Here is a 19,716-nt window from a genome sequence, read left to right as displayed (position 1 = left end):
TAAAGTGTTTCAAATTAATAAGCAGAAATTGTGTCATTTTACTTGACGGTCACACATAGTCCCTATTGTAGTAATTGGATTAGGTGTTTTGTCAGCAGTTACTACTAAAAGAATCTTTGTCGGACCTTTAGTGACATTAATTCTTAATTTGTTGTATGAAGTATGGTATGCAAAATATTATTATCCTGATTTGGAGATTAGTTTCACATCTTGGAATATATATTTTCCAATTATATCTCTAGTTATTTCTGGAATCTTTATATCAGCAAGGAAAACGAAACCAAAGGAGTCTCATTGAAAAATTAATAACAGGTAACACTTAGGTCACCTATCTGGAATTGCGCCTCAATCGGGCCATATTGTTATAGAAATGCTTATCCACATCTACAATTGTAGAAACCGAGTTTCCTTTTTTTCTTCAGTTAAAAGCCTAGTTAATGATTGTTTCTACTCAGAGATCTTATAACCGTACTCCAGAATCGGTCGCAGTTGTAGAATAAGAGCTGCGCTTCTATAGGTCCCATAATGTTTAATAAAATGAAACCTTTCATAAGAGCAGTCGTATTTCAATTAAATGCTTTATTTCAGGAGGGGTAATTTGAAACTTATATTTTATTTTTTCATCCTAGCTTTGATTGTATTTTTAAATATTGGTCTTTATTTACCATTTTTAAAAGGCGATGAAGAAGATATTTGTAGTAATATAAACCGCTTGAAGAAATATAAGTGGTTTCAAGACCTTTTAAATAATAAAAACTATAAAGAACTAATTGTTTATGATAAAGATGTGCGTAAAGTCATTGGAAAGTTCAGTGGTAATAAAATTGATAGCAAACTTTTTCAGCATATATACCGAAAAAAGTTGCATAACACTTTACATCAAAAATCAAACCGTTTGGCTTAATAATAATGAAACATTCATTAATCGGTCGCGATTCTGGAATAAACAACTGCGTCCTGTGTTTAAGAAAAGGGGCAGATTGCTTAAGAACATGGAACTGTTTAGGAAAGAAAATGTGTTTACAATAAATGTAATTTTTTATGACCAAAGGAGAGGGTTTCTTGAAAGCTAAATGCCTTAAATTCAATGAATTTGGCAACCCCCAAGAAGTACTTAAAGTTGAATATAAAGACATTCAACCCCCAAAAGAAAACGAGGTTCTTGTACGCATGGTAGCTAGACCAATTAACCCATCTGATTTAATACCGATAAGGGGTGCTTACTCTCACAGGATTTCTTTACCAAATATTCCGGGTTATGAGGGAGTTGGAATTGTCGAAAACGTAGGTTCCTTGTTATCTCAAAATCTTATTGGCAAGCGGGTTTTGCCTCTAAGGGGAGAAGGTACTTGGCAGGAGTTTGTTAAAACATCAGCAGAATTTACAGTGGCAATTCCAGATTCTATTGATGACTTTACAGCTGCGCAAATGTACATAAATCCAATTACAGCCTTGGTCATCTGTACTCAGGAGTTAGGATTAAGACCAAATGATATCCTCTTAGTCAATGCCTGTGGTTCATCTATCGGGCATATTTTTGCCCAATTATCTAAAGTGCTGGGCTTCCGGCTAATTGCGATAACTAGGAATGATGAGTATTCAAAGGATCTAATAAGGCTTGGTGCTTCTTATGTAATTAATACCTCTATAGATCCATTACGTGAAACAGTTATGGATTTATCTGGTGGGTTTGGGGCCGATGCAGCTATTGATTCAATTGGGGGATCAGTCGGTAATGATCTAGCTTTTTGCGTTCGTCCTGAAAGTACTTTTTTAACCTTAGGTCTTTTATCAGGAATCCAAGTAGACTGGGCTAGGATTACAAATGAGGCAAAAGTGAACGCAAAGTTATTTCATTTGCGGCATTGGAATAAAAGAGTCTCAGCCGATGTTTGGCAGGAGACATTTAACCATTTAATAACATTGGTTAATGGTAAAAAATTAAGGCTTATGAGACCTAAATCATATCACAGTTTATCGGAAATACAGGAAGCTGTTCGGATTGTTGAATTATCGAGGGGAAATCAAGGCAAAGTGATTTTAACGAACTGATAGGACTGCTTATTCCGTTAACGGGCGCTTTTCCGAATAAGGGTCAGCGCTCATTTTCATTAAAGGGCTATTTAGTTGAATAAAGACAAAATTGACTTGACAAAAAGACTAATTGAGTAATACTCTTAACCCCATTTAGTCTAATTAGACCATTGCAAACAAAGAAAGAAGGTTTTTCGATGAAATCTATATTATTAATCGGACAATCAAATATGGCAGGCAGAGGATTTATTGAGGATGTACCGCCAATTTATAATGAGTACATACATATGTTGCGAAACGGCAGATGGCAAATGATGGCAGAACCGCTTAATTTTGATCGTCACGTATCTGGTATTGGGCCGGCAGCCTCTTTTGCTCAGGCATGGACAGAGGATCATCAGGGCGAGTCCATTGGGCTAATAACCTGTGCCGAGGGAGGAAGCTCTATTGATGAGTGGTCAATTGATGGACTATTAACAAGACATGCGATTTCTGAAGCAAAATTCGCTATGGAAACAAGTGAAATAGTGGGAATTCTGTGGCATCAAGGAGAAAGCGACAGTTACGGAGAACGTTATCAGACGTATGAAGATAAATTGCTTTCATTATTTAAACACTTGAGAGAAGAATTGAATGCACCAGATATCCCGATTATTATCGGTGAATTGGGCCATTACCTTGGAGAGGTCGGATTTGGAAAAAGCGCTGTAGAATATAAACAAATAAACCAGATATTATCTAAAGTAGCTCATACCGAAAAAAATTGCTATATTGTAACATCAAAAGACTTAACAGCAAATCCAGATGGCATTCATATTGATGCAATCTCCCAAAGAAAATTTGGATTAAGATACTATGAAGCTTTTTCAAAACAAAAGCATGTTTTGGATATTTTGGACATAGAGCATGAATGGATTGAAAAGGAAGCAAAACGAGAACTAACTAAAAATGAACGTATATTTGTTCAAAGTATGAAGTTTGCCTTAGGACAATTAAGTTTTGAGGAGTTTTCTATGAATGTCTCCAATATTAATGAAAGCAAGTAAATTCTCTAATGTAATAATGCTTCACTTCTAAAAATGTCTTATCATGAAGAAATTGCTTAATTTCTATAGGATCGTGTGTACTCAGATATAATTTTGATTCTCATGTAAAACCATTATTTTACATATCATTTAAATGATGGTTCTTTATTTAAATTCATGTTAAAATATTTCTATTGCATTACTTTAATGTAACGTTAATATTACAATTTTGATAGGGCCTTCCCTTTTTTAGAGAGGATATATGATATGTGTGGATTTGTAGGTATGTTATTTGATACTCCAATGGAAAGATCTGAACAAGATATTGCGCAATTTAAGGAACAAAATAATATTATAACCCACCGCGGTCCGGATGAGGAGCAATATTATTTTGACTCCTATGTATCATTTGGGTTCCGCCGATTAAGTATTATTGATATAGAGAGTGGAACACAACCATTAAGCTATAATGATAAGCAAATATGGATGGTTTTTAATGGGGAGATTTATAATTATTTAGAACTTAGACAAGACCTGATTAAAGAGGGTTATCACTTTGACACTGATTCAGACACAGAAGTGATTGCAGCTTTATTTGTTAAGTATAGAGAGGAGGCATTTAAATACTTAAGAGGAATGTTTTCTATTCTAATCTGGGATAAAGAAAGGAAAGAATTTTATGGTGCAAGAGATCCATTTGGAATTAAACCGCTTTTCTATTATGAAAATGATTTAGGGACATGCTTTGCCTCAGAGAAGAAAAGTATCTCATTAATGATGGAAAAGGAGGAAGTAAATCTAGATGCATTACAACACTACTTCAGCTTTCAATACGTCCCAGAACCAATGACATTGTCCCGTAGGATAAAAAAGGTAAAACCTGGTCACTATTTTAAAAAGAAACCAGGTGAATCAATTGTATTTACTCAATATTGGCATGCTACATTTCAGCCAGTAACTAAGGACAAACATGATTGGATAAAACAAATTCAAGATGTAATGTACGATTCGGTGAATAAGCATTTGCGTAGCGATGTGCCGGTAGGATCATTTTTGTCTGGAGGGATTGATTCAACCTTAATTGTTTCTATTGCGAGGGAATTCAATCCAAATATTAAAACATTTTCAGTAGGATTTGAGCGAGAAGGATTTTCCGAAATGGATGTAGCTAAAAAAACTGCAGATAAATTAAATGTGGAAAATATAGCTACAATTATTTCTCCTGAAGAATATATAAATAGCCTACCAAAAATAATGTGGCATATGGATGATCCATTGGCTGACCCCTCTTGTGTGCCACTTTATTTTGTGTCAACGGAAGCAAGTCAACATGTAAAAGTAGTTTTATCCGGAGAAGGGTCTGATGAACTATTTGGTGGCTATAATATATACCGTGAACCGGAATCCCTAAAGGTATTTGATTCCGTTCCAGCACCTGTAAGAGGTTTGCTAGCTAAAGTTTCAGCTGTTTTACCTGAAGGTGTAAAAGGTAAAAGCTTCCTGTATCGTGGTACAACTCCTTTACGTGACCGCTATATTGGAAATGCTAAGATGTTTGAAGAAGAAGAAAAACGAAAACTATTAAAGAAATACAACGACCATGTACAATATCAGCAAATCACTGAATCACTATTTGATAATGTAGAGGAATATCCATTGGTAAATCAAATGCAATATATTGATATTAATACATGGATGCGTGGTGACATACTATTAAAAGCAGATCGAGTAACAATGGCTAATTCCCTTGAATTACGCGTGCCTTTTTTGGATAAAGAAGTCTTTCAGGTTGCTAGGCAACTTCCTGTTGATATGAAAATTGCTAATGGTACAACAAAACAGATTCTCCGAGAAGCTTCTCGTGGGATTATTCCTGATCATGTACTTGATCGTAAGAAGTTAGGCTTCCCAGTACCTATTCGCCATTGGTTGAAAAATGAATTGAACAGTTGGGCTAAACAACTTATTCGAAACAGTGAAACAGATCATTTGCTACACAAGGATTACATTTTACAATTACTTCAAGCGCATTGTCAGGGAAAAGTTGATTATAGCAGGAAAATTTGGACAGTTCTTATGTTTATGGTGTGGCATCAGAACTTTATAGAAGGAACATTCAAAAAGGAAGATATTCAAAAAATGGAACAAGAAAAGAAGTGCTGGTATACAGCTGAAGGTAAGACAACTTGTATCAATATGTAAAACAAGAATCGAAGATTGCTAGCAGTAACCATTTATCTATGGAAAGTATTATGGATAGGTCATCGAAAAAGCAAAGCCCCCACTATCTTTTAGGAAGGGGCTTTAACTTTTAACTTAAAAGCAGTCAAACTACTTTGATAATTGGTATGAAACAATAGGGATACCATGTTCCATTAATTTTCTTGGCTCGAGCCTGTTCGTAAATCTGAAAGGAGAGATTTGATATGGAAAATAGTACGGAACGCCAAATCTTAGAGGAGTTAAAAAATATAAATAAATCATTACAGCATAGGAGCAACAAAATAGATGACATGGAAAACGGTGGCAAACCACTCTTCATTATAGGAGATATATTAAAATCATTGTTCATTGGAGTTCTTATCGTTGGTCCAGCTATAGCAGTTGCAATAGTAGCTTTTCAAGTTATTAGTGGTTGGCTATTTAATTAATCATTTTCCTTATATAACTATTAATAAATAGCATATTACATTTTAGTTTTTGGGGGAGATATTATTGAAAGTACTTAGACTTGTGTTAGCTATTATTGTAGTTTCATTATCAAGTTATGGTTTGATAACGGATACATCTGAAGTAATAATTCTTTATATATTATTATTTTTAGGGACAATGCTCTTTGTTACAGGCATTATTGAATTTAAAAAACGAAAGCCAACTGCCATTACGCTTATGCTTGCATCTGGTTTTAGCTTTTTTGTTACAATCTATACTTTAATAAGCTAACAGTGCTAGCATTGCATAAATGTTGCACCTCGATTGAAACTCAGTGTTTAACAAGGAGTGATAAATTCAATGCCTATCTGTCAAAAGTGCAATAACAAGTGGAGCTGGAAACAAACCCTTAAGAAGATGTTTACATTGGATACCGGAATGACTTGCCCCTATTGTAGAGAAAAACAATATCTAACACAAAAGTCAAAAAAGAAAGCAGGGCTTCTGAATTTTTTCGTTCCTCTACCACTATTATTTAATATTTTCTTTGATATTCCTGGAATTATCTTGCTTCGTTTATTTCCTGTTTTGTTCTTTTTGATTATGTCACTTCATCCGTTTTTAATAAAACTAAGCAATATAGAAGAAGACTTTAATTTTTTTGAAAAATAAAGCAACCGACCAAGCTCTTCCCGAAGGCATAAGAATGAGCGTGTTTTGCTTTGCTATCATCTTTTATGTAGCACGGTGCTGGATAATTTATGTAAAAATGTTTTGACATAAGCAAGTCTTTTACGATACAGTAAATGGAAAGAATTTTTGACATTTTTAGAAGGTGATAGCATTGTTAGTAAAATGGACGGTTCCGTTTTTAGTTGGATTGGCTGTGTTTTTTATTATAGGCTGGGTTACTGGCACGGATGAATATGGTGGAGTTAAGACAAAGGATGATGAGCGTTCGCAGTTGATTAAACAAAAGGCAATCGTAAACAGTTGGTTACTGCTAATTGTATTTTTTATTATTAATTTTGTTTTTGACTTTTTTAACTTAAATGATGAGCGTTTAGCAATGGTAGAGTTTGAATATCCAGGCTTATTTTACTTTTTTATTGCGATTATTAGCTACTTTGTATATTACTGGATTTATAGACGGCGGATGAGTGGAAATGGAAAATAAAATTACAAAGCTTCGGAAAAACAAAGGGTTCACACAAGATACGTTAGCAAAAAAATGTAATGTGTCAAGGCAAACAATTAATGCAATTGAAAACGACCGATATGACCCTACACTGCAGCTTGCGTTTAAAATAGCAGCTGTTCTTGGTACAACTGTAGATGATGTTTTCAAAAAATAAGCTACCTCTATCCTGAAACATGAAGGGTACCATTCTCACATAAGAAGGTGACTTTCTAAATCGAGCCAGCTTGTTTAATGATTGTTACTGGAGTATTCAACAAAAAACATAGCGTTTCAGCCTCTAGTCTGAAGCATTTGATTATTAATAATTATATAATCCATTTACGAACGATTTAACGAGGTGGATTATTATGATAAAAGTGAAAAAAGCATTAAAGCACCCATTACTAAGTTTTGTTAGTACAAGCTATGTAATATTCTTTGTATTTTTTATATTTATCGGGATAAGTATGATTTTTGGAGCACCTAGTAGCATAACAAACCTCTTGCAAATCATCTCTGCATGGTCATCAACCTTTGCCTTCGTTATTTTATTTAGAAAGATCTATCCGGGTTTAAAGTTAAAAGACTTTGTAAAGGACCAATTTTCTCCCAAAATTAGGTTTTCCTCTCTTAGTACCATGGTGATTATTCAGGTTATGATTATCGCTGTGACTTTATTTCTTCTAACCATTACAAACGATACTCAAAAATTGACACTATCCTTTGCAGGTCTTGGATTATTGTTCTTTGCATTCTTAGATAATTTAGTAAGGGGACCTTTAGGTGAAGAATTAGGTTGGAGAGGATATGCTTTAAATGAACTTCAAAAAAAGTACTCTCCCTTGAAATCAGCCCTATTAGTAGGCGTTTTATGGGGATTTTGGCATACCCCACTATGGTTTGTCTCAGGCTATACTGCAGTCAATTTAATCAAGTACATCGTACTTTTTATGATTGGAATTATATCTTTTTCAATTATTATGACGCTGTTCTACAACCTAAATAAGAACCTAATGATACCAATTATTTCCCACCAACTATTTAATTTTTCTCTTGTGTTGATAAAAGGAGAATTATTAGATATTTTGGTATATGTTATGCTTGCTTATTTTGCTTTCGCAATTATATTAATTATAATAAATCCGAAGGAAATTCTATACAAGAAAACCTAGGTTAGTGATAAAGCTGAGGCGTGTGAATAATTGAAAGCGTGTGGAACACTTTGGAACATTTGCTTCTTTCAATTATTAGCAGTCATGAGAGGCGATGGTATTCTAGCACGAAGTTTATTCTGTTAACGGAGTAGGAGTTGAAAATCACTATTTCTAACAAGGGCATATTATTATCTATCTGAGCTTACAACATTTGCGATTGTTAAAACGTTAAACTTTACCCGAATCCTTTTTTTCCCCAATCAGCCCAATAAGATTTGATCCTTCTCTTTATTTTTCCTATAACGCCAGGATTTTAATAATTCTTCTACATATATCATGCCGAAATTACATAAACGATTCACTACCATTTATTACTTCACAGTATGCTACAAATAGATAGCATCTTATTTTTGAACAAAGAAAGGAATTTTCTAATGAATCGTATAGTAAGAAATGACTTTATCATTATTACCGGAGGACCAGGATCTGGAAAAACGACCCTGTTGCATGAATTAAAGAAACATAATCAATCGTTTGTTCCTGAGGTTGCAAGGGAGATTATTAAAGCACAGCTTGCTTCGAATGGTGATGCTCTGCCTTGGGGAAATGTAACAAAATATCGTGATCTCATGCTAGTTCAATCCATAGAAAGTTATCTTTCAGCATTGACGAATCCCTCTAACCAACCCCTATTTTTCGATCGGGGCATTCCAGATACGCTTACCTATACATATTTAATAAACATTCCTGTTTCGGAACAGCTTGACTACGCCGTCAAAAGCTACAGGTATAATAAAAAGGTATTTATTTTACCACCTTGGAAGGACATATACCAAAATGATGATGAGAGAAAACAAGATTATGAAGAAGCGGTCGTAACTTATCAAGCTATGTTTAGGATTTATGAGCAACTTGATTATGAGCTTATTGAGGTACCAAAAATAGGGGTGAAGCAGAGAGCAAGCTTTGTCCTTAAGAATGTTAAATCATGAAGGTAATTGTTGTAATGATCGTGCTAATTGAGTCGTGTGTCCTTCGAAAGTATTTCGTAGCTAAAATATCTCTTCCTGTATTCTGCTACGACTGTTAATAAGCATGAACCATACTAGAAAAACAAGCTTATTTTGTATGAGAAATTTGATAGGAATTGCTACTTTTGGAAGGGAAAATACGAATCCTGCTAGCTACAATACATTACTTTCCCAATCTTACAAAGTGCCCCATAGGCTTTTTTTTTCGATATTTTCTCTATAACCCCCCCTGAGCCTTTAATTTCAATAGTTGATTTCCTCTGGCCTCTACTTTCCTAATCAGCTACATCTTTATATTCGCTTAAAACTGAATAATTGATTTATGAAAGTATTTTCATTAAATGCTGTAAAATTGATAGTTGAAACAGGTTTCATTGAAAGTATATACATTCAAACAATTTGAACATATAATGAGGTGCAAGAGCTAAAAGGCATTGTAATTATTGTATTCATATAAGTATTCATTAAATGATTAGGCGGTGAGAGGTTACATTTAAGTACCATAGAAAGTGTAAGAGGAAAATAGTTCATAAATAAACGTTGTAAAGGAAGGTGGAATATACATGTCACAGAAAAAGATTGTTGGGGTTACAGCTTGTTCTGCTGGAATAGCTCATACTTACATGGCTGCTGAATCTCTTGAAAAAGCTGGAAAAGAAAAAGGATATCAGATTAAGGTGGAGACGCAGGGGTCAATTGGTATTGAAAACGGTTTGACTGATCAGGAAATTGAAGAAGCTGATGTGGTTATATTAGCTATTGAAATAAATATTGATATGTCTCGGTTTATTGGGAAGCGTGTCATGCGTGTCAGGGCATCTGAAGCAATAAAAAATCCTGATGCATTAATTGAAAGCGCTTTGAATGAAGCGAAATCTTATGGAGAAAAAGGTACAAAGGCTGGTATTGCAAAAATGGGAAAAACGGATGAGGGTGGTTTTTTCCAACATATTATGGCTGGAATTTCATATATGATTCCAATGGTAATTGCTTCTGGTCTTATTTTAGCTATAGCAAATGTTTATGCATTTCAACGCGATGAGGCAGGAAGAATTGTTGAATGGGGATTTGATATATCAACAGCAATGGGCCAATTAATGGCCAATTTATTTAGTGTTGGACAAGTCGGATTCTTATTAATGATTCCACTTTTTGCTGGGTTTGTTGCAAATTCAATTGCAGGCAAACCAGCTATCGCTGCTGCTATGATAGGGACTTATATTGCTAATGATGCAGAAATGCTTGGTGCAGAAGCCGGAGGAGGCTTCTTAGCCGCGATACTTGTTGCTTTTACTGCCGGGTATTTGGTAAAGCTACTTAAAAAAATCCCATATCCTAAATTGATTCAACCAATTGTTCCAATTATGCTGATTCCATTAATAAGTACCCTCTTAATAGCACTATTTGTCTTATATGTGGTCGGAAATCCAATGGCCTCCATGATGAACTTTTTATACGATGGGTTAACGACCTTAAATGAAAACTATGCGGCAGCTCCTGTTATTATCGGTGTCATTATCGGAGCTATGGTTGGATTTGATTTAGGGGGACCGATTAACAAGACAGCTTTAGTGTTTGGTACCGCCGTTTTTACAGATACAGTTGCAAAATATGGAATCGAGGGAGCAAATTTTGTTCCACAAACAGCAACACAGGCTGCTATTTCAGTCGCTCCACTAGGAATTTGGTTAGCATCTTTACTGTTTAAGAAAAAGTTTTCCCAAACAGAAAAGGTGTCTGCAAACAGTGCATTTGGCATGGGAATTGTTGGTGTGACAGAAGGGGCTATCCCATTTGCAGCACAAGATCCTATTCGAATGATACCTGCTTTTGTTGCCGGCTCCGCTGTTGCTGGTGGTCTTGCTGCTGGATTAGGAATTAAGTTTTATGGAGGAATAGGATCACCATTAGGAGCATTTATAGGGTATATTGAACAGCCAATTCCTTTTGTTACGTGGATATTTAGCGTCATGATGGGTGTATTAGTAACCGCCATAATTATTGGACTTACGAAAAGAAAGGTCGAGTAAAAGATGATAAATGAAATGTTTGATGCAAATCATGTTGTATTTAATTCAGATATAGAAACGAAAGATGACGCATTGCGTTTTATTGCTTCATTTGCAGAACATATTGGAATTGTTAAATCTTCTAAATCCTATTATAAAGGACTGAAAAAGAGAGAAAAAGAAGTGACCACAGGGTTTAAAGATGGAATAGCGATTCCGCATTGTAAACATAAAACGGTATTAAAACCTGCATTGATGCTTGTGAAATTTACTCAACCAATTGAATGGGAATCAATGGATAAAAAAGCTGTCCATATCACATTTGCATTAGCGATTCCTGAGGGAGAAAATCAAGAGCATTTAAAAGCACTAAGTACCATTTCTCGTGCATTAATTGATGAAACATTTATCGATTCGCTTTTATCTGTTACATCTGAAGCGGGGATGTACAAATTGATTAGGAGAAAATTTAGTAATTAAAACAATTAGGATTAGACGAGGTAGGGTGTTAAATGACAAATAAGATTCATGTAATAGCGCATACACATTGGGATTATGAATGGTATTTCACGAGTAGTGAGTCGTTCATCCAACTTTGTTATCATGTAGATGAAGTGATTAAAGCATTAGAAGAAGGTGTCTTGGATTATTATATGCTTGATGGACAAATGAGTATTGTCGAGGATTATCTTGAAGTAAATACAGACAAAAAAGAAAGGCTTATGGCCTTAATTAAAAAAGGAAAATTGAAGGTTGGGCCATGGTACACACAGTCAGATCAAATGATTATACGTGGAGAATCGCTTGTACGTAACCTGCAAATCGGAATGGAGTTGGGAGATTCACTAGGAGGAGCAGATCGATTAGGCTATGTACCTGATGCATTCGGACAATCTATCGATATGCCGAAAATATTTGCACAAATGGGGATAGATAAAGCTGTATTTTGGAGGGGATTATCATCTGATAAAGCTAATCAACGAGAATTATTTTGGGAATCCGAGGATGGTAGCCGGGTCTTAGCTTATAATCTAAAAGACGGGTATTTTGTGGGAGTTCAACTTATTGAAAGCAATAACAGTGAATCTTTAATGAAGCAAATTAAGAAAGGGACAACCTCATCCCATATTGCACTTCCTGTGGGTGGAGATCAACGATATGTAGACTTTAATCTAAAAGAAAGAATTGCTGACTACAATAAAGCTTTGTCATCTGATAGATTAATAGAAAGTAATTATGATGACTTGTTTGAAGGAATAAACAGCGAAAGAAAAGATTTGCCAAAGGTTCAAGGTGAATTATTGAATGCGGAAGTATCGAAAATTCATCGTTCTATATACTCCTCTAGGTATGATCATAAATATATAAATGATAAAGTGGAACGTCGGTTAATATATCAATTAGAACCTTTAATGGCTATTGCAACTCAGATAGGTATTCCTTATAAAAAGGAATTAGTGGATAAAATTTGGAAGCTAACCTTAAAAAATCATGCACATGATAGTGCAGGGGCGTGTAATAGCGATAAAACAAATCAAGCTATTCTACAAAGGCTTATTGATGCTGATCAGTTATCCTATTCTATGGTTGATTACTTAACAAGGAAGATTAGTGAATCTAGGAAAGAGATAAAGGATAATCAAATTACTGTTTTTAATACATTGCCAATGCGCAGGGAACAAGTGTTGAGGCTGAAGGTTTCATTATCTCAATCCGACTTTGTAATTTATCATAATGGAAAAGAACTTCCTTATGAAATTATCAGTATGGAAAAACATTCAAATGAACCAATACGAAAGAAAGCAAACACGTCTCCAAAATCATATTATTTTGAGATAGAAATAGCACTTAAACTAGAGCTTGCTCCACTAGGATATGAAGTTTTAGATGTTATCGAAGGGAATAAAGGAGATACTCCTCAAATAGTTGAAAATAAGCATAAAAATTATATAGAAAATGAATATTATAAGATAGACTATGTCAATGGAGAGATTAATGTATATGACAAAGTCTCTGATACATTCTATGAAAAGCTCTTCATGATTGAAGACACTGGTGATGATGGAGATAACTATGATTATTCGCCACCATTAGAGGATAAAACGATAATGCTTGGATTTTCGAATAGTTTCATCGAATGTTCTCAAGGGACGTTCGCGTGTTGTCTCAAATTATCTGGAACATTCATTGTTCCTTTATCTCAGGAAGAACGGATTCAGATGAAAAATACTTGCGAAATCCCTTATGAATGTTATATTACATTGAAAACAGGAGAAAGATCCATTGGTATTCAACTAGAGCTTGAAAACAACGCGTTAGATCACCGAATGCGACTACTTATAAATGGAAATGTAAATACGCAACAAAGCATATCAGATACTCCATTTGGAACTATTTCTCGCCCGATAACCGATCCAAATCTACAGTCATGGCAAGAAAAAGCATGGAAAGAAGAGCCAACTGGAATTTACCCAATGTTGAATTTTGTGAACATACATGACGGGCAAAGAAGTGTTACTGTCTATTCAAAAGGGGTTAAAGAGTATGAAATAATTGGAAAAGATGACATGAAAATCGCGCTTACCTTATTCCGAGCAGTTGGATATTTAGGGAAGCCAGATCTACTTAGACGACCTGGTGTAGCTTCTGGAAATCAATTTAAATACATTCAAACACCAGATAGTCAGTTACAGAAGAAGCTAAAATATAAGTTTTCGTTAATGCTTGGAAAGTCCTTTTCCGAGTCTGAAGCTTTTAGACACTATCAAGAATATGCTATTTCTGTGCCATATTATCAGCAGCAATCATTAAATCAATTTACAACAACATTAAAATATTTTGTCATGCAACCATTATCTAATGCCGTTCCTAATCATTTGTCTTTGCTTGATACGACTAAAGTGAAAAAGGTTGTTTTTAGCTCATTTAAAAAGTCATGGGATGGGAAAGGGTTTATCATTCGCTTTTTTAATCCTACCTGTAAAAAGATTGAGGACGGTGGGGAAGTGATATCGCATCATGGTTCCATACGATGGTCGTTTACCAACATGGAGGAAACCATAAATGAAAATGATGTCTATCAAGAAAATACGATTCAGCTAGGGATGTTTAAACCTAAAGAGATTAAAACAATTTATGTTCAGTTTGCATAAGAATTGAGACTTGTTTTGGCAATTACTGAAGCATGTGGGTGATAATAATTGTTGAATAGTGATTTGTTTTTAACTATAGAAAGCTCAAAATTAAAATTCACAGCAGTTGATGAGCAGATAGCTGATTATTTTTTAAGTGGCAAACCGCCACTTAAGCAATCTGTTCTTGCTCGAAAAATTAATGTATCAGCAGCTTCCATTACAAGGTTTTGTAAAAAAATAGGTTTTGAAAATTATAAAGAATTAATGTATTTTTATCGAAAAATGGTAAAAGAACATTCGAATGATAAGAATAAGGTTACAAGGAATTTACAGTATCGATATAAAGAAATGATTAATGAAATTGATGAAAAAATTGATATAGAAGATGTTAAATTGGTATGTAACTATATAAAAAGTCATAAGATTATTCACATCTATGGACTAGGGTTGAGTGCCATTGCTGGTGAAGACTTTAAGTTTCGTTTTACTAGGATAGGGAAATATGTAGAAGTTGTTCAAGATTATGATTCTATTGAGATGATCTCATCCCTTCTAAATAAGGAAAATTTAATTATATACTTATCATTACGTGGTGAAAACAAGCATGTCATTCAATCATTAAGACGTTTAAAAGAAAAAGGGGCTACGATTGTTATTATTACCTCAAATCAATCCTCAGATATAGGTGATCTTGCAAATGTAACCTTACTAACGTCACAGATTAAAAATGCAAATGAAGTGGAACAAATTTCTGGGCAAATTCCTTTATTGATTATTATCGACGTGCTTTATTCGCAATATATTAATATGTTTAGAGAAAATGTAAGTAAATGGATTGAAACGGAGCAAGCCTATTTACAGGGACATTAAAGACCAATCATCTTCATGTCTATTTAAAAAGTATTACTTATATCATTCGTAACGAACTATTATTTGCAAAGATGAGGTGTTACCGATGCATGCAAACGATTATATATTTCCAACAAATTTTAAATGGGGTGCGGCAGCTTCTGCAACTCAAACGGAAGGATCTGCTAATGATGAAAATAAAGCAAAGAATATTTGGGATTACTGGTATCAACTAAACCCGGAACGATTTCATGAAGGCGTAGGAACGATGAAAACATCCGATTTTTACCAGCGTTATACTGAGGATATTAAGCGGATGAAGGCAATTCATTTAAATTCCTTTAGAACTTCTATATCATGGTCTCGATTGCTTCCTGATGGAATAAATGTTAATGGGGAAGCAGTTTCCTTTTATCAAAAAATGTTTGATCAACTTATTGAACATGGTATTGAACCCATTGTTAACCTATTCCATTTTGATATGCCTTTACTTATGCAGGAAAAGGGTGGATGGGAGAGCCTTGAGGTAGTGGAAGCATTCAATTATTATGCTCATACGGCATTTGAGCTATTCGGTGAAAAAATTAAGAGGTGGACGACCTTTAATGAACCTATTGTTCCTGTAGAAATGGGATATTTGAATCATTACCATTACCCTTGTGTCGTTGACATGAAGCGAGCAGTGGTGGTTGCTTATTATTCCATGTTAGCAAGTGCAAAAGTAATCCAGACTTATCATGAATCGAACCAAACAGGTAAGATTGGTATTATTTTAAATTTAACACCATCATACCCTCGTAGTGACACAAAAGGGGATGTCAAAGCTGCTCGTATAGCTGACCTATTTTTTAATAGAAGCTTTTTAGACCCTTCTGTTTATGGGTCTTATCCTGAGGAATTGACTGAACTGCTCAGATCATATGATTTATTACCAGAAACAAATCAAGAAGATCTAGCGATTATAAAAAATAATACTGTTGACTTTCTCGGAGTGAATTATTATCAGCCACGAAGGGTGAAGGAGAGAGAGAAGCCATATCAATCGGATCAAATCTTACCTGAAAAGTTCTTTGGATCATATATTTGGCCAGAGCGTCGGATGAATCCTTATCGTGGATGGGAAATATACGAAAAAGGCATTTACGATCTTGCTATTAATATTAGAGATAATTATGGAAATATCCCATGGTATGTAGCTGAAAATGGTATGGGAGTAGAAAATGAGGAGCGTTTTTCAGATGAGTCAGGTATGATTCAAGATGATTATCGAATTGAATTTTATAAAGAACATTTGAAATGGCTGCATAAAGCTATTCGTGAAGGATCAAATTGCTTTGGCTACCATGTTTGGACATTTATGGATAATTGGTCATGGCTCAACGCTTATAAGAATCGTTATGGACTATATCGTGTTGATATAAGGACACAAGAACGTTCCCTTAAAAAGAGTGGACAGTGGTTTGGCGATGTAGCTAGGAAAAATGGCTTTTAAATGAAAAATTATTACACGATAGAGGTGGATCTATATGGCGAATGTTCTCACATTTGATCTCGGTGGGACCTATATAAAATATGGTTTAATAGATACAGAAGGGCATATACTTCATAAGAATTTTATGCAAACACCATCTACACTTGAAGATTTATTAATGTTTATTAAAAGCAAGGTGCTAACCTATACCAATAAAGAGATGAAAGGGATTGCGGTTAGCGCTCCTGGTTCCGTTTCAGAAGATGGTTTCATTTATGGGTCAAGCGCTATTCCGTATATTCATGGTCCCAATATTAAGCATCTTATTGAAAAAGAAACAGGATTAGCAACACAAGTAGAAAATGATGCGAACTGTGTTGGATTAGCTGAAGTATGGAAAGGATCTGCCAAAGGAAAAAAAGATGTATGTGTTGTCGTCATTGGAACGGGTATAGGTGGCGCATTGATAAAAAATGGAATCGTTCATAAAGGGAACACACTGCATGGTGGAGAATTTGGCTATATGATACTTAATCCACATAATCTAAGTAGTGGCATGAATACATTTAGTGAAGTAGCCTCTACCTATTCTATTATTAAGCGTGTCGCCAGTGAAAAACAACTAGAAATATCATCGTTAACAGGTGAAAAGATTTTCACCTTAGCTGACCAGGGAGATAAGGTGTGTGAGAGAGCTATTTCCGAATTTATCACGATGCTTTCGATTGGAATATATAATATTCAATATGCTTTGGATCCGGAGATAATATTAATTGGTGGAGGAATTAGTGCAAGAGATGATTTACTTTTACGATTAAGAAAAGAAATAGATAGGGTTGTCGGTATGGTAGATGTAGCAACAATTGTTCCAAGAGTTGATCGCTGTACATTTCATGCAGATGCTAATATGATAGGAGCGGTGTACCATTTTTTGCAAAGGCAAAAAAATGATTAATAGTATTCCTTTACCAAGAATTTATTTTGATTTTTATCACCATTATTTCTTTCATGGCAAAGATGAATCTGAAAAATAGATGAATAATAAAGACGGATGTGCTTATCTGTAATAAGGTAAGCTTTTTTTATGGTCTAGGAAATTATAACATCGGCCCATGTGAATAAATATGGGGCTCGCGTCCAGCTTCAGCGCCCAGAGAGCTAGGTGACTTCACGAATTGCCCTAATCTAAGTCATCATCGGCTCGTAAGCTCACCGTGACTTCTTTATCTCTGTTGTCTTGCTCCAGTAACTACATTTCTAATTGGACTTTTGTTCTGGAATAAATTGGAGCTACATGCTGCATTTTGGGCGAAATAATTGATTGAAAGAATAGGAATTGTATAAGAAGGGATACGTCTTTTTATATTGAAGTATATAATAAAAAGGATAGTGAAGGGAAAACAACGGAAATGAAATTACTTACAACAGAAAATCTAACAGAATTGGAGCTTTTAAATAATGCTTTGAGAAACGAGGGATTAAAAGAGATTTCAAAGGAAACTGAAATTAATAGGTTAGGTGAAGGTGCTTGGCATCATGCATATTTAATCGAAAAGGAACAGCTCGTCCTTCGTATTCCAAAGAGAGTTGCCTATGATAAAGAAGTCGTATTCAATCGAAAAGCGCTAACGTCGGAATATGCTGCTACAAAAGCATTTTACCAACATGCCAACAGAGCGAAAGAGGGAGTTTGTCCGGAGCAATTTAAGTTCTTTGTTGATGAGAAACTGACCTATACGATTGAATCGTAACTAGGCAAATCTATTGGCCTTCAGCGTCAGACAACAGATCTATCGAGAAGGTATGGAAAAGAGTTAGGAGCGTTTTTTCTTGCTCTTGAAAACTTAAATTCTCCTTATAAGGGCATAGGTCATTTGGAAATTGGACAAACAGGTGAGTTAAAAGGTGAACTAGATATGGATTTAAAGGCGTTTGTTTTTGAAGAAACTAAAGAATATCAAGAGGAATTAAATAAATTAATTGATAGTCCTTACGAATTTGATAGGGCAAAAGTTGTAAAAGCTGGGGAAAGTTTCATTTCTCGTCGTTCGATAAACGATGAGAAAATTATTCTGACAAATCAGGATACATCTCCTGAAAATATTATCTATACAAAGCGTGGTGCTAAAATTATAGATCCCTATCCACTGCTATATACAGGAGTATCTTTTGCTGCCAATTATGTGTTTAATTATCAAGCCTTATTCCACTTGTTTCATAACACAAAAAGATATCGCAAAGGGAATTATCATCTTTATATATCCCAATTAATAGTGAGTGCAGAAGGTTTTATTGAAGGGTATACTGGTAGTTCAAAACAGAAGCGTCATGCACTACATATTGAAGTGTTCTTAAAGTTACTTACAATGACGTATACACACTATAAGTTAGTAAATGAAACACCGTTAGACCGTGAACAAATAATTCGCTTTGGAACGAAAGAACAAGTGGAAGAGCGGTTACGAATTTACCTTAAGAAGCTTGAAGAATATCCAAAATAGTAATTATCTGTTACAATTTCACTCGGACTTACCCAATTATTGTTCCATGTTGTATACTTATGAAAGAGTATAGGTAAGATTTTTTCGCAGACAATGAGAAAGCTATAAGTGCTTTCGTAATCATGTAGTTATAGCTAATAATATCTTATTTCTATGTCATCTATTGCAGTATAATAAAAGTAAGGTGATAACCATTAAAAATATTAAAAGTATCCTGTTCTTTCTGCTTGGATCGATCTCGCTAGGAATTGGTGTTGCAGGTATCGTACTTCCTGTACTGCCAGGTGGGCCATTTTTTCTTTTCGCGTCTTTTTGCTTTGCGAAAAGTTCAAAGCGAATCGAAAATTGGTTTAAGGGAACTTCGTTTTATGAAAAATATGTAGAACGATTCCGCCAAAAAAAGGGTATGACACGTAAAGAAAAAATTCGCATCAATTTGATTGCCGATGCTTTTATCCTGTTTTCCGTATTTTATGTGGACATTCTCTTGGTGAAAATTTTATTAGTGATACTTGCTCTTTATAAACAATACTATTTCATCAAGAAAATTAAGACGCTTAAACCGAAACAAGAAGAAATCGCCAAGGATTTTATATAGGAAGCTTTCGTTGTTCAGATTTATAAGAAAATTAGCTATACCCAGTGCTGCGAGACGATGCATTTTTGCATCGTCTTT

20 protein-coding genes are annotated in these 19,716 nt (G+C 34.7%); all 20 read left to right on the top strand.

Annotation, left to right across the window (positions count from 1 at the left end):
• Window positions 1–598: 598 nt before the first annotated feature.
• Complete coding sequence (locus JUJ52_RS05995) at window positions 599–904, top strand: hypothetical protein (protein ID WP_121605595.1); 306 nt, start codon at window positions 599–601, stop codon at window positions 902–904.
• A gap of 158 nt (window positions 905–1,062) precedes the next feature.
• A complete protein-coding gene (locus JUJ52_RS05990; protein WP_121605594.1) occupies window positions 1,063–2,052 on the top strand; it encodes a zinc-dependent alcohol dehydrogenase family protein in 990 nt (329 codons plus the stop codon).
• Window positions 2,053–2,231: 179 nt separating this feature from the next.
• Window positions 2,232–3,080 (top strand): sialate O-acetylesterase, encoded by an 849-nt coding sequence (locus JUJ52_RS05985; protein ID WP_205388769.1) that lies wholly within the window; start codon window positions 2,232–2,234, stop codon window positions 3,078–3,080.
• Window positions 3,081–3,326: 246 nt separating this feature from the next.
• Window positions 3,327–5,261, top strand: coding sequence for an asparagine synthase (glutamine-hydrolyzing) (gene asnB / locus JUJ52_RS05980; protein WP_166529771.1), 1,935 nt, complete (start codon window positions 3,327–3,329; stop codon window positions 5,259–5,261).
• A gap of 224 nt (window positions 5,262–5,485) precedes the next feature.
• Window positions 5,486–5,710, top strand: a complete 225-nt coding sequence (locus JUJ52_RS05975; protein ID WP_121605591.1) for a hypothetical protein — start codon at window positions 5,486–5,488, stop codon at window positions 5,708–5,710.
• A 64-nt stretch (window positions 5,711–5,774) separates the two neighbouring features.
• Window positions 5,775–6,002 (top strand): DUF3953 domain-containing protein, encoded by a 228-nt coding sequence (locus JUJ52_RS05970; RefSeq protein ID WP_205388768.1) that lies wholly within the window; start codon window positions 5,775–5,777, stop codon window positions 6,000–6,002.
• Window positions 6,003–6,071: 69 nt separating this feature from the next.
• Window positions 6,072–6,383 (top strand): TIGR04104 family putative zinc finger protein, encoded by a 312-nt coding sequence (locus JUJ52_RS05965; RefSeq protein WP_121605590.1) that lies wholly within the window; start codon window positions 6,072–6,074, stop codon window positions 6,381–6,383.
• 172 nt (window positions 6,384–6,555) lie between these two features.
• Complete coding sequence (locus JUJ52_RS05960) at window positions 6,556–6,888, top strand: DUF2178 domain-containing protein (protein ID WP_026681573.1); 333 nt, start codon at window positions 6,556–6,558, stop codon at window positions 6,886–6,888.
• The gene (locus tag JUJ52_RS05955) at window positions 6,878–7,066 is read left to right on the top strand and encodes a helix-turn-helix transcriptional regulator (protein ID WP_121605589.1); all 189 of its coding nucleotides are present in this window, start codon (window positions 6,878–6,880) and stop codon (window positions 7,064–7,066) included. The genes JUJ52_RS05960 and JUJ52_RS05955 overlap by 11 nt, the downstream gene beginning before the upstream one ends.
• 196 nt (window positions 7,067–7,262) lie before the next feature.
• Entirely contained in the window at window positions 7,263–8,063 is an 801-nt protein-coding gene (locus JUJ52_RS05950; RefSeq protein ID WP_121605928.1) for a CPBP family intramembrane glutamic endopeptidase, read from the top strand.
• A 416-nt stretch (window positions 8,064–8,479) separates the two neighbouring features.
• Window positions 8,480–9,037, top strand: a complete 558-nt coding sequence (locus tag JUJ52_RS05945; RefSeq protein WP_121605588.1) for an AAA family ATPase — start codon at window positions 8,480–8,482, stop codon at window positions 9,035–9,037.
• Between the two features lie 602 nt (window positions 9,038–9,639).
• Window positions 9,640–11,106 (top strand): PTS fructose transporter subunit IIC, encoded by a 1,467-nt coding sequence (locus JUJ52_RS05940; protein WP_205388767.1) that lies wholly within the window; start codon window positions 9,640–9,642, stop codon window positions 11,104–11,106.
• Window positions 11,107–11,109: 3 nt separating this feature from the next.
• Window positions 11,110–11,565, top strand: coding sequence for a PTS sugar transporter subunit IIA (locus tag JUJ52_RS05935; protein WP_121605586.1), 456 nt, complete (start codon window positions 11,110–11,112; stop codon window positions 11,563–11,565).
• A 32-nt stretch (window positions 11,566–11,597) separates the two neighbouring features.
• On the top strand, window positions 11,598–14,237 hold the full coding sequence (locus JUJ52_RS05930) for a glycoside hydrolase family 38 N-terminal domain-containing protein (RefSeq protein WP_205388766.1): 2,640 nt from the start codon (window positions 11,598–11,600) through the stop codon (window positions 14,235–14,237).
• Between the two features lie 48 nt (window positions 14,238–14,285).
• Entirely contained in the window at window positions 14,286–15,089 is an 804-nt protein-coding gene (locus tag JUJ52_RS05925) for a MurR/RpiR family transcriptional regulator (RefSeq protein ID WP_121605584.1), read from the top strand.
• Window positions 15,090–15,174: 85 nt separating this feature from the next.
• Complete coding sequence (locus tag JUJ52_RS05920; protein ID WP_205388765.1) at window positions 15,175–16,560, top strand: glycoside hydrolase family 1 protein; 1,386 nt, start codon at window positions 15,175–15,177, stop codon at window positions 16,558–16,560.
• Between the two features lie 34 nt (window positions 16,561–16,594).
• Window positions 16,595–17,494, top strand: a complete 900-nt coding sequence (locus JUJ52_RS05915) for an ROK family protein (RefSeq protein WP_121605582.1) — start codon at window positions 16,595–16,597, stop codon at window positions 17,492–17,494.
• Window positions 17,495–17,948: 454 nt separating this feature from the next.
• Entirely contained in the window at window positions 17,949–18,290 is a 342-nt protein-coding gene (locus JUJ52_RS05910; RefSeq protein ID WP_205388764.1) for a hypothetical protein, read from the top strand.
• Window positions 18,291–18,413: 123 nt separating this feature from the next.
• A complete protein-coding gene (locus tag JUJ52_RS05905; protein WP_205388763.1) occupies window positions 18,414–19,040 on the top strand; it encodes a hypothetical protein in 627 nt (208 codons plus the stop codon).
• Between the two features lie 184 nt (window positions 19,041–19,224).
• A complete protein-coding gene (locus tag JUJ52_RS05900; RefSeq protein WP_228088847.1) occupies window positions 19,225–19,638 on the top strand; it encodes a YbaN family protein in 414 nt (137 codons plus the stop codon).
• The last annotated feature ends 78 nt before the right edge of the window (window positions 19,639–19,716 follow it).

Origin of the sequence: Virgibacillus sp. AGTR (assembly GCF_016919725.2) — a bacterium.
GTDB classification, from domain to species: Bacteria; Bacillota; Bacilli; order Bacillales; family Amphibacillaceae; genus Virgibacillus; species Virgibacillus salarius.
The sequence above is the reverse complement of the archived record's forward strand: the minus strand, read 5'-3'. Positions and strand labels throughout refer to the sequence as shown.

Excerpts from the sequence above, each read along its gene's own strand:
- JUJ52_RS05985 (WP_205388769.1), top strand. The coding sequence starts at position 2,232 with ATGAAATCTATATTATTAATCGGACAATCAAATATGGCAGGCAGAGGA.
- asnB (WP_166529771.1), top strand. The coding sequence starts at position 3,327 with ATGTGTGGATTTGTAGGTATGTTATTTGATACTCCAATGGAAAGATCT.
- JUJ52_RS05975 (WP_121605591.1), top strand. The coding sequence starts at position 5,486 with ATGGAAAATAGTACGGAACGCCAAATCTTAGAGGAGTTAAAAAATATA.
- JUJ52_RS05965 (WP_121605590.1), top strand. The coding sequence starts at position 6,072 with ATGCCTATCTGTCAAAAGTGCAATAACAAGTGGAGCTGGAAACAAACC.
- JUJ52_RS05955 (WP_121605589.1), top strand. The coding sequence starts at position 6,878 with ATGGAAAATAAAATTACAAAGCTTCGGAAAAACAAAGGGTTCACACAA.
- JUJ52_RS05945 (WP_121605588.1), top strand. The coding sequence starts at position 8,480 with ATGAATCGTATAGTAAGAAATGACTTTATCATTATTACCGGAGGACCA.
- JUJ52_RS05940 (WP_205388767.1), top strand. The coding sequence starts at position 9,640 with ATGTCACAGAAAAAGATTGTTGGGGTTACAGCTTGTTCTGCTGGAATA.
- JUJ52_RS05935 (WP_121605586.1), top strand. The coding sequence starts at position 11,110 with ATGATAAATGAAATGTTTGATGCAAATCATGTTGTATTTAATTCAGAT.
- JUJ52_RS05930 (WP_205388766.1), top strand. The coding sequence starts at position 11,598 with ATGACAAATAAGATTCATGTAATAGCGCATACACATTGGGATTATGAA.
- JUJ52_RS05920 (WP_205388765.1), top strand. The coding sequence starts at position 15,175 with ATGCATGCAAACGATTATATATTTCCAACAAATTTTAAATGGGGTGCG.
- JUJ52_RS05915 (WP_121605582.1), top strand. The coding sequence starts at position 16,595 with ATGGCGAATGTTCTCACATTTGATCTCGGTGGGACCTATATAAAATAT.
- JUJ52_RS05910 (WP_205388764.1), top strand. The coding sequence starts at position 17,949 with ATGAAATTACTTACAACAGAAAATCTAACAGAATTGGAGCTTTTAAAT.